This window comes from Arthrobacter cryoconiti (assembly GCF_020905375.1).
GTDB lineage: Bacteria > Actinomycetota > Actinomycetes > Actinomycetales > Micrococcaceae > Specibacter > Specibacter cryoconiti.
Genome location: NZ_JAJJBU010000021.1, coordinates 20232 through 30420 on the forward strand (window position 1 = coordinate 20232; position 10189 = coordinate 30420).

At 59.2% G+C, this 10189-nt stretch carries 9 protein-coding genes; 2 read left to right on the top strand and 7 right to left on the bottom strand.

Features of this window, described 5'->3' with window-relative positions; genetic code table 11:
• Positions 1-52 precede the first annotated feature (52 nt).
• The 5 genes from LOH53_RS11150 to LOH53_RS11170 form a co-directional block, all read right to left on the bottom strand.
• A complete protein-coding gene (locus LOH53_RS11150; protein WP_230067821.1) occupies positions 53-3331 on the bottom strand; it encodes an AAA family ATPase in 3279 nt (1092 codons plus the stop codon).
• Entirely contained in the window at positions 3328-4494 is a 1167-nt protein-coding gene (locus tag LOH53_RS11155) for an exonuclease SbcCD subunit D (protein ID WP_230067822.1), read from the bottom strand. The genes LOH53_RS11150 and LOH53_RS11155 overlap by 4 nt, the downstream gene beginning before the upstream one ends.
• 62 nt (positions 4495-4556) lie before the next feature.
• Positions 4557-5558 carry an aquaporin gene (locus LOH53_RS11160; RefSeq protein ID WP_230067823.1) on the bottom strand — a complete coding sequence of 334 codons (1002 nt, stop codon included), beginning with the start codon at positions 5556-5558 and terminating at the stop codon, positions 4557-4559.
• Between the two features lie 142 nt (positions 5559-5700).
• Complete coding sequence (locus tag LOH53_RS11165) at positions 5701-6105, bottom strand: DUF202 domain-containing protein (protein ID WP_230067824.1); 405 nt, start codon at positions 6103-6105, stop codon at positions 5701-5703.
• Between the two features lie 9 nt (positions 6106-6114).
• Positions 6115-6471 carry a YidH family protein gene (locus tag LOH53_RS11170; RefSeq protein ID WP_230067825.1) on the bottom strand — a complete coding sequence of 119 codons (357 nt, stop codon included), beginning with the start codon at positions 6469-6471 and terminating at the stop codon, positions 6115-6117.
• A 115-nt stretch (positions 6472-6586) separates the two neighbouring features.
• Between LOH53_RS11170 and LOH53_RS11175 the strand changes: the two genes are divergently transcribed.
• Positions 6587-7693 (top strand): ADP-ribosylglycohydrolase family protein, encoded by a 1107-nt coding sequence (locus LOH53_RS11175; protein WP_230067826.1) that lies wholly within the window; start codon positions 6587-6589, stop codon positions 7691-7693.
• A 61-nt stretch (positions 7694-7754) separates the two neighbouring features.
• On the opposite strand, the gene LOH53_RS11180 is transcribed toward LOH53_RS11175, so the two are convergent.
• Positions 7755-8756 (bottom strand): exonuclease domain-containing protein, encoded by a 1002-nt coding sequence (locus LOH53_RS11180; RefSeq protein WP_230067827.1) that lies wholly within the window; start codon positions 8754-8756, stop codon positions 7755-7757.
• Between the two features lie 520 nt (positions 8757-9276).
• Between LOH53_RS11180 and LOH53_RS11185 the strand changes: the two genes are divergently transcribed.
• Entirely contained in the window at positions 9277-9966 is a 690-nt protein-coding gene (locus LOH53_RS11185; RefSeq protein ID WP_326832771.1) for a VTT domain-containing protein, read from the top strand.
• An 81-nt stretch (positions 9967-10047) separates the two neighbouring features.
• Here the strand turns inward: LOH53_RS11185 and LOH53_RS11190 are convergent.
• Positions 10048-10189 (bottom strand): non-canonical purine NTP pyrophosphatase (locus LOH53_RS11190; protein WP_230067830.1); only part of this gene is annotated, 142 nt, incomplete at its 5' end.

Here is a 10189-nt window from a genome sequence, read left to right on the forward strand (position 1 = left end):
AATACCTTTCCATCATACCGGGCCGGACCTGATCTCGTCTGTGAGCGGGCACTCACACCTGCCCCACCGCCAAGGTCGATCCATTGCGGCCCTTGTGCACATTCAAGTGCAAGGGAATACGTTGTTTCATCTCCGCGACATGACTGACGAGCCCCACCACGCGACCGCCGTCGCGCAGGCCCTCCAGGGCGTCCATGACCTGCTCAAGTGATTGTTCGTCAAGGCTGCCAAAGCCCTCGTCGACAAATAGGGTTTCAATGTCCAGCCCACCGGATTCGTGCTGCACCACGTCGGCCAGTCCCAGGGCCAGCGACAGAGACGCCATGAAGGACTCTCCGCCGGACAGTGTGGAAGTGTCACGCCGTTGACCCGTCCATTGGTCCACGACTTCCAGCCCCAATCCGGACTTTCGATTCCCGCCGGTGCGGGCGTCGGTGTGACTGAGCGTGTAGCGACCATCGCTCATGGTTCCTAAACGCAGGGAAGCTGCCGCTGCGACCTGTTCAAGTCGCGCCGCCAGCACGTAGCTGGTCAGCGTCATCTTGAACCGATTCTCCCCTGATCCGCGCACGGCATCCGCTAAGCCCAGCAGCAACTGTGCGCGATCTCGCAGCGGCGCCACATTTTCTTCCACGGAGCGGAAAACTCCTCTGGTGTGCGCCACTTGGGCTGCTGCCTGCTCCGTCATTCCCAGTTCAAGAATGCAGTGCTGTGAGATCATTTTTGTGCGCTGCGCTTCTTTGTTAACTCGGTCCACTTCCTGCGTAGTGGGCGCGCCTTTGCCTTGAGCTGCTTCCCGGCTAGCTGCCATTACTTCCGCAGAACCGCAGCGGTCAGCATTCACCGCGGCGGCCTGCGCATACTCCGCCAGCTGGCGCACCACCTGCTCTGCCGCTGCAGACGCCAATAGCGCGGCGTTCACCTCAAGGGCATCGCTAAAGCTGGAGCTTTGCAGCGCAAGAGCCCGTGCAGATGCGGCGTCGGCCAAGCCTTTGGCCGCCACCGATTCTCGACGCACGTTAGCCAAGAGAGTTGTTGTGAGCATTTGCGCTTCCGACAACGCCGCTTGACGCTCCCCCAACTGGTCGTAGCCGCCACGGGCCACCCGCAATTCCGCCGCTATCTGAGCGATCTCCGCCTCTAATGCCGCTTGTGTAGCCGTCAACGACGCCACGCGGCCCGAGGCACTCAAAACAGCGGCCTGGGCTCGCTCTACTTCCGCGGTAAACGTCCTAATTTGAACGCTTAGTGCCACCAAGCGTGTCGTGGCTTCCTGGGCGCGCTGATGCGCCTGCTTTGCCAGTACGACGCCGACTTGTGCCTCTTCCAGCACACCGTCACCCCCGCGCGCAGCTAGGACAGCGAGCTCGCTCTTTGCCTCTGCGTGTATGGATTTTGCAGCCTGCGCAAGGACTTCAGCGCGTTCGCTGGCAGTCTTCGCACTCTCTTCCTCCTCGATGAGATCGTTGCTTGCACCCGCCAACGCCGAGGGTGCCGGGTGTTCAAGGCTGCCACAGACTTTGCACGGCTCACCGTCAACGAGTTTGCGCGCAAGTTCCCCCGCGGCAAGAGTAAGACGGCGGTTGAAAGCGTCCAGCCATTTCTCCCTTGCCGCAACGGATCCTTCGCGTGCCGTCAGTACTGACTTTTCCGCCTCCGCCACAACGATTTTTTGAGCACAGAAGCCCTGGATGCTGTGCACCAGCAATATTGCCGCGTTCTCGCCCTCCTTGGCGTGATCGATGTTCCCTGCCACCGAACGGATACCCTCCGTCTGAGCCGCGACGTCCATCAATTGAGCCCGCGCAGATGCCTCCGCAGTCTTTTCCGAACCCACATCCTCCTTGGCACGTTCCAGCGCCTTTACAACACGCCCCATTTCCTGGCTTTTAGACGTATAGCGCTGTTCATCGGGGACAGCTGCGGCTACCTCGGCCAACCCAGTGGTGATCTTCCTATCTACCTCCTCCAGCTGTGCCGCGGAGGGCGCAAGAACGTCCAGTGCACTCGTTGAGGTGCGTGCCGGACTGCCGGAGGTGGCCCCTACGACTCCCGTCAGCTCCTCCGCTTCAATACCCGGCACTTCGGCCAAGGCCGGTGCCGTGTCGGAAAATTTCGGCGAGTTGACCGAGCTCATCAGATTCTTCAGGGCATCATTGGCGCAGAACGCTTGTGTTGCATTGGACATGGTGGCTGTAGCCGCCGTGTACTCCGATGCCGCCTTGCTAGCAGCGGTCAGCACAGGAGTAAGAACTTGCGCTTCATGGTGGCGGTCCAGTTGGAGCTGCCAGCCAAGAGTCGATTTTTTCAGCTTATCAAGTCGGAGTTTTTCAGTCAGCGCCGCATCCCGGGCACGATGACGCTCCTGACTTAATTCCGCTTCCTTGGCTGTCGCAGCCGCGCCCTCCGAAGAGGCCAGAGCATACTTGGCCCGTTCCTCTGCCCGCACAACTGCCGCCTGCAGTAAAGCCTCCAAGCGGGCAAAAAGCTCCACACCGCTAACTTCTGCCACGTCATCGCTGCCGGCACTTGGACTGGCGGCCTCGGCACTTGGACTGGCGGCCTCGGCACTTGGACTGGCAGTGTCGGCATCCTGTGCAGGCTGACCACCTTGCTCAGGCTCGGCATCCTGAGCGAGATCGTCCATGTGCCCAAGCGCTGCACCTGCTTGACTGCGCGCAAGGTTCTCCGCCGCAGCAAGTTCGGCCAAGCCCGCACTGACCGCGGCTGTGGCCTCACGGGAATCAGTGGCAAGGCGAATTTCGAGGTCTCGGTAGACGTCCGTGCCAAAGAGTTTTTGCAGTAGCGCTGACCGTTCATCGGCGGACGCCTGCAAAAATGCGGCGAACTCCCCTTGGGCCAGTAACACCACCTTCGTGAACTGCGCCATGTTCATACCCAGTAGAGCGTGAATTTCCGCTGCCGCTTCATCGTTGCGGGTCGATTTCACCGTCCAACGCTCAGCTGTTTTCTCCCGTAATTGAGTTTTGGCTGGTTCCCGCGTGGTGCCGGTACCTCGCTTGAGCGGACGCATCCACTCCGGACTGCGCCGGACCTCCAGGCGTCGGGTGCCCACGCTGAATTCCAGTATCACCTCTGGCTCCACGCCTGCAGCGGCATGGTGGCTGCGCAAGCGATTTACGGCTCCCTGTCGCGCACCCGGCACGGCCCCGTACAAGGCATAGGCGATTGAATCCAAAACGCTAGTCTTACCAGCACCGGTGGCACCATTGAGAAGGAACAGCCCTTGCGCCCCCAGTGCGTCGAAGTCGACGACTTCGCGCCCCGCAAACGGGCCGAAAGCCTGAATTTCTAATCGGTGGATTCTCATAGCGCCGCTTCCTGCGCATGCACTTGGTCCAGCGTTTCGCGCAGGACCAACTGCTCGTCGTCGTTGGCCCCTCGATGGCGCACATGATCAAGGAAACCACAGCACAGCTCAAGTTCATCTTTGGCCCCCGCCACACGTTGGCTGTAAGTCTGGCCGTCGCTCTCACGCGCATTTTCGGGCTCAAACATCAGCACTAAAGTGTAAGGAAAACGGACACGGATCCGTTCCATGGCCTGCTCCGCCCGGTCATCGTCGGTCAAGGTGATCTGACAGTAGTTTTCCTCATGACGAACATACTCTTCCGCCGTCAACAGATCAGCTATCTTGCCACGCAGAACGGACAGCGCCCTCTGCGGAGCCCAATCAATCTTACGTACCTCTCCCAACCCGTCTTCGGTGATATCCAGCAACCATGCGCCTTTGCGGTGACCGGCCTCAGAAAATGAATACGCCAAAGGTGAGCCGGAATAGCGCACAGATTCACTCAATCGCTGAGGTCCGTGCAGATGCCCCAGCGCGGTGTAAGTGAACCCGTCAAACATGTCCAGTGGAATAGCTCCTACGCCACCAATGGATAAGTCCCTTTCACTCTCTGATGTGACTCCGCCACTAGCGAAAGTGTGGGCAAGTACGACGTCGGCAACCACGTCCGCACGCTCTTTACGATCCGCTGTGATCAACCCCAAGGCGGCTTCCATTACGGAAAAGTGCGTACCGGTTTCCAAGCCAAGCTGATCCGCCGCAAGACGGGGCTCTAGATATGGAATGCCATAAATGGCGACCTGTTTAGCACCAGGGGCCTGTGTCAAGGGGAATAAGACTGGCGTGGCAAGGTCAGAAATCCGCGTGCGCAGGTGAACTCCTGCGCGTTCTAAGAGCCTGCCACCAAAACCCAGTCTTGTGGCTGAATCGTGGTTCCCACTAGTAATGACGATGGCCACGCCGGCGACGTTAAGACGGCCCAAAATTTCATCAAACAGGTTCACCACGTCAACCCCGGGCAGTGCACGGTCATAAACGTCACCCGCTAACAAAACAACATCAACGTGTTCTTGCACCACGGTCTCTAACAACTGGTCAGCGAAACGCCGCTGCGCCTCCAGCGTGCCCACGCCGTGAAACGACCTGCCTAAGTGCCAATCCGAGGTATGCAAGAGCTTCATGGTTCAACGCTATCCTGGCGCACTGACAAAGTTGGCAGGGATCACGCGCGGGCCAGGTGCTGCTACCGCGGACCGTCGAAGAAGTCTTGCGCGTCGTTCTTCTTCTCGACAGGAGTGGCCTGCGGTACTACCGTCTCCGGGATCTGTGCCTCTTGGCCCGCGGAAGTGCCATCCACTGATGTCTGCGTTGCGGCGCCACCTGCCGGGACCGGGGCAGGCAGGCGTCCGGCGTCGTCGTCGTCCGCCAGCGAATCCGAGGCAACCTCGGTTGCGGGCTCAGAGTCCTCGTCAAGCTCGGCCCCCAGGGTTTCGTAGCCCTCGGCCAAGGTGCGGGAAGCACTCGTTGGGGCGAAAGTACGGTAAAGCGCGGCGGTAATGGCAGCCCCAAATAGCGGCGCCAACCAGAACAGCCACAGCTGGCCCGCAGCCCAAGAATCAGCAAGGAATACCACAGCCGTGGCACGGGCCGGGTTTAGCGAACCGTTACTCACGGGCAAAGTGATGGTAACTGCTACGGCAAATGCCACACCAATCGCGAGCGGGGCAAGGACAGTCTTGTTGCGGGCTGACGTTGCACCAAGCACCACGGCAACCAAGACGGCCATCGCCACCACTTCAATGACGAGCACACCGACCATCGGCACCTTCGACGGTGAATGCGCCTCATAACCGTTTGCCAAGGAATCAAAGATCGACGAAATTCCACCGCCGGCTCCGGTAGGGATGACCTTCACAAGTGCATAAATGACGACGGCGGAGAACAAGGCCCCGATCATCTGAGCCACAATGAAGGCGACGGCGTGCAGCCATTTGATCCGACCGGCGACGGCCATGGCCAGTGAAAAGGCAGGGTTGAAATAGCCCGTCGTGATGTGGCCGAAGGCGACCATCGATGCCAAGAGCGCCAGGCCGTAGGCGAAGGCCACGCTAGACGGTGACGGGTTGAACAAGGCTGTCGCAAGTCCGGCAAAAACAATGAAGAAACTGCCGAGAGCCTCGATGGCGATGCGGGTACTTAGTGGGTACTCGAGCTCACGCGCGAGGGCCGGTCCGGGTGTCGTCATGATGGGTCAATGTCCTTCTGTAGTAATGGGCGCGCAGTAATTCTCGATATAGAACGCACACAGGGTGTTCCACAGCCGCGAAGCAAAGACATGAACAATGAAATCCATGCCGTGCGTCACCGTCAATCCATATCCGTGAGGCTCACAAGCCCAGAGCTATGGCACCGATAGCGGCAATGGCCAAAGCCACTATAGCGGCCGATGCTGTACGTAGTGTAAGAGCCGACGCTGCCAGATTCTCCGGCTGCCCCATGCTCCCAACGCCGGCCCGGAGCACTCGGATACGAGACGCAGCGCAGGCCGCCAAGACGATGGTGGTCAGGCAGGCCACCATGGCACATACACCGAGACCAAGCACATGGTTTTCAGTTCCTGCATGAAGAATCCCTGGCATCGAACCGCGCGCATTTGCATCGGTCAGGGCATGCGCCCAACCCCGCCAGATGAAAAGGTCCGCTGCAATCGCGCTCATGATGGTCCGGCGCCAGGACAGCGCTGTGCGTTCAGGCTGCAATCCGGGATCACGCACAACTATGGGAGAAGTCACAGAGTAACCCTAGGGTCGGGTGAGGATCAGAATCGCAAAAACCAGTGCTGCCAGCGAAACAACTACCGTCATACCCAGCAGCAACCAAGAGTGAGGCAGTTCCTCTCCGTGACGCATTGCTAGCTCTTGATGGGCCCACCGTCGGTAGCTGACAATGGCTAGAGCCGCCCCAATGAGTGCCAAAACCATGCAAAGGATGATGCGGACGGCAGTGGGAGCGATCTCCGGCGCCAACTGGTCAATCGCGACAGCTCCGGCCAATAGCGCCAGGGCCGTGCGAACCCACGCCAGAAAAGTACGCTCGTTTGCCAAAGAAAACCTGTAGTCAGGTGTTTTTCCTGTGCGACGCCAAGCTGGCTGATGCATGGGGCTCCTTCACTTAGGGTGTGAAACGAGTCTACCGGGGGTTAATGGGGCCACCGTGCTGCCCCACGCCGTCGTGGAGAGCGCTTACCCACGCAGCGAACGGTAAATTGGAATCATGACGAGCCAGCCTGCCTTCAATGCACCCCCGACCGACTTCGCCTCCCGCGTCCAGGGAACCCTCATGGGTGGGGCATTGGGTGATTCCCTTGGCTATCTGCTCACGCATGATTCCCTTGCCACCATCAAGAATAAATACGGTCCAGCCGGGTTGCTTGATCTCTCCGCGGCCAACGCTCCCGTGCATTTTTCCCACTGTACCCAGATGACTCTCTACACCGTTGACGGTCTGCTGGAGGTACTCGAGTGGGCCAACGAAGGCGTTGGCGCTGACATCAACGCCTGTCAGTGGCTGGCCTACCTGCGCTGGTTGAAGACCCAAGGAGTCCTCGTCGAATCCGCTCCAGAACCACTGGCCCGCTGGATTGATAGTCAGAGCGTGCTCCACCACCAGCGTCATCCCGCCAAGGCATGCCTCACGGGACTTGGCACAGGAGCCATGGGTACCGTATTTCGTCCGGTAAATACAGAGTCTAAGGATTGCGGAGCCCTGGTGCGCTCCGCACCCTACGGGCTCTTGCCCAATATCCCAACCGAGACCGTCTACAAAATCAGTTCCGATGCAGCCTCACTGACGCACGGTCATCCGATTGCCAGACAGTCCGCTGGCACCCTCAGCTGGCTGATCCATGCCTTGGCAGTGGGCGGAATGGGGCTTCGCGAGGCAGCCGAGTCAGCCCGGAACCGTGCGGCAGTCGAACCATCCGCAGATCCAGACCTACTCGCCCGCCTTGATACAGCACTGACTCTCTCAACGTTAGATCGCTCCGATAGCTCCCGCTCTGCGCCAGAACCACTCTGTGGCACGTCACTCACCGACGTACTTGGCCAAGGAAATCTAGCCGAGGAAGCTCTGGCCATAGCCATATTTTCCGTCTTGGCTACAGCAAACGCAGCGTCCTCACCCATAGACCATTTTTTGCAAGCGGTCCGGATAGCCGTCAACCACGACGGCGCCAGTGAAGCCACGGCTTCGATTGCCGGAAGTATCTTAGGTGCGTTCTACGGAGAGGATGCGCTGCCTCCGGCGTGGCTGACTTTGAGTGAGGCACCACAGCTCATCCGCCAGCTGGGTTCACAATTCATCAGGCTGACCGCTGGGTGAGAGTCAGTTTCCTTCTATGTCGCGTGAGGTTCGCCGCTACCGGCTGGGAGCGACGACGTGATCAGCCCACCATCTGCATAAATTCGCCCTCCGAGAGGACCTCGATGCCCTGTCCACGCTGTTGAAGCTCTAGCACGCGTGCCGCTTTGGAAGTGAGACGACCATTGCGCAAATCTGACGCCGTAAAACCGTTGCCGACTACTAGCACGGTGGTCTTGCGCGTCACGTTGCTTGCACACTGTGCCCCATACGACGCCGCACGAGCCTTCGCCTCGGGTCTGCCAAGTCCCAGGTCCCCCGTGAAGACAACCGTCTCCCCAAATAAAGGATGGCTTGAGTCGCCTGAGACGTTAGGTACCGGGTTGGGGCCTTCAGTAGACCAGCTGGAATGGCCGCGAGTATCGCTCGTCACGGGGAATCCACCGGCCTTCATCTCCGCAAGCCGCTCCAAAGCAGAGCGAGTAGCTTTGGACATTGGATCAGTGGCGGGGTTGTAGGGGTCGATGTGCGGCATGGCCAGTTTCATTGACCGGAACACCTCTGGCAGCGAGGAGGCACCTCGCTTCGCGGCAATGTCCACCATGATTCCAGCACACGCTCGAGCATCCTCCGTGGCATCGTGGTGGTTGACCAATGGGACCCCGGCGGCCTCGGCTACAAATGGCAGCGAGTAGGACGGCAACGAGTAGTTCTTACGGGAGAGCACCACCGTACACGCATAGTCAAAGGCTGGGGCTGCCATTCCGGAGACCTCGGATGCGGAACGGATTACGCCAATGTCAAAAGCGGCATTGTGCGCTACGAGTGCATCCTGACCAATGAACTCATGTACCTCGCCAAAGATGTCCTTGAAGCGTGGGGCGGTCACGACGTCGTCGGGCGTGATCCCATGGATGGTGATATTGCGTGAGTCGAAGTGATCGTGCCCGGCTGGCGGTCGCATCAACCAGTAACCTTCATCGACGATCACCCCGTTGCGAACCTTCGTCAAACCCACGGAACAGGGCGATCCCCTAAATCCGTTGGCGGTTTCAAAATCAATTGCAGTAAAGTCCACAGGCACGCATCAAGGCTACTCCACCGCCGGATGCTAGAAGGCATCCGGCGACTCGACGTGCAGCGCTAAGGGTTCAGAGCTTAGGGGCAACGCGGCGCAGGATTGCGAAGACCACACCTCCAAAAATGAGTGCGAACATGCTCCCTTGCGCCCCATCCGTTAGTGGCCTCTTGCACGGTTCCAAGAACCACTTCCAGGGCCACGGCAAGCACCGCAAAAAATCCCACGGAGCGTAAAGATGAAGTTTCGCCGACTCCGCTTAGACCTTGAGGAAGCTCAGACGTTGAGGAAAAGGGAAAGTCAGGGTCAGAGACTCAATACCCAGTCCAAGGAAATACCACCTGACCGCTTGGCAGGCACCGGAGTTCATCTCACCCACCGAGTTAGGGTCAGAGCCCAGAGGACGACCGCAAAAAGGAACGATCCCCCTCTGATGGCGATATAGAACTGTATTCTTCATATCCGCCCACAGGTGGAGGTGGCGCGAGGGGAAGTAACGTAATCTTGAAAGGTGATACTTTCTGCTTTGAGTGACTTCGCCGCGCCCGCTCTACTTGGCCACGGCCCTGCCCCGATGCTAAGCATCCTCCCCGACTGGCTAGACCCAGTGACGATTCTTGGTAATGAGGCCATCGGCTTCTGGGTGGTCATCATCGCCTGCGCCATCATTTTCGCCGAGACCGGCCTGCTGGTGGGCTTTTTTCTTCCCGGCGATTCCCTGTTGTTCACAGCGGGACTGCTGACAAGTACCGGTCACATGCCAGTGAACATCTGGCTGCTTGTGGGCATGCTGATTGTGTGTGCTTTCGTAGGCAACCAAGTGGGCTACGTGATCGGCGCCAAGGCTGGTCCTGCCATATTCAACAAGCCAGATTCACGATTGTTCAAAAAGGACCATGTGGAACACGCCCATGCGTTCTTCGAAAAGCACGGCGGCAAAGCGCTGGTTCTAGCGCGCTTCGTACCGATCGTGCGCACCTTTGTCCCGGTGATCGTCGGGGTGGCCCGCATGAATATGCGTCACTTCGTCATCTTCAACGCCATCGGAGCAATCCTGTGGGCGGGCGGTGTCACCACCCTGGGCTACATCCTCGGTGACCGCTTCCCCTGGGTGCAGAAGAACCTGGACATCATCTTCATCGTCATCGTTCTGCTCTCCGTGATCCCGATCTTCATCGAGCTCGCCAAGGCGTTCCTCTCCCGCAAGAAAGTCTAAGTGCGGGCACACGCGTCGAGGCTGACGGAGCGCGCCGAGGCAGACGCTGCGCAGCGTCTGTCTCGGCGCGCTCCGTCAGTCTCACCTCAGGTGGCCACCTGAGGAAAGCGCCGTGACGATGTGTGGGAGCAGCGCACGGAACGCATTGCCCCGGTGACTGATGGCATTCTTCTCGTCGCTGCTGAGCTCGGCGCAGGAGACATTCATGCCCACCGGCTGCAAA

Coding starts and splice junctions, on each gene's coding strand:
- LOH53_RS11150 (WP_230067821.1), bottom strand. CDS start 3,331: ATGAGAATCCACCGATTAGAAATTCAGGCTTTCGGCCCGTTTGCGGGG.
- LOH53_RS11155 (WP_230067822.1), bottom strand. CDS start 4,494: ATGAAGCTCTTGCATACCTCGGATTGGCACTTAGGCAGGTCGTTTCAC.
- LOH53_RS11160 (WP_230067823.1), bottom strand. CDS start 5,558: ATGACGACACCCGGACCGGCCCTCGCGCGTGAGCTCGAGTACCCACTA.
- LOH53_RS11170 (WP_230067825.1), bottom strand. CDS start 6,471: ATGCATCAGCCAGCTTGGCGTCGCACAGGAAAAACACCTGACTACAGG.
- LOH53_RS11175 (WP_230067826.1), top strand. CDS start 6,587: ATGACGAGCCAGCCTGCCTTCAATGCACCCCCGACCGACTTCGCCTCC.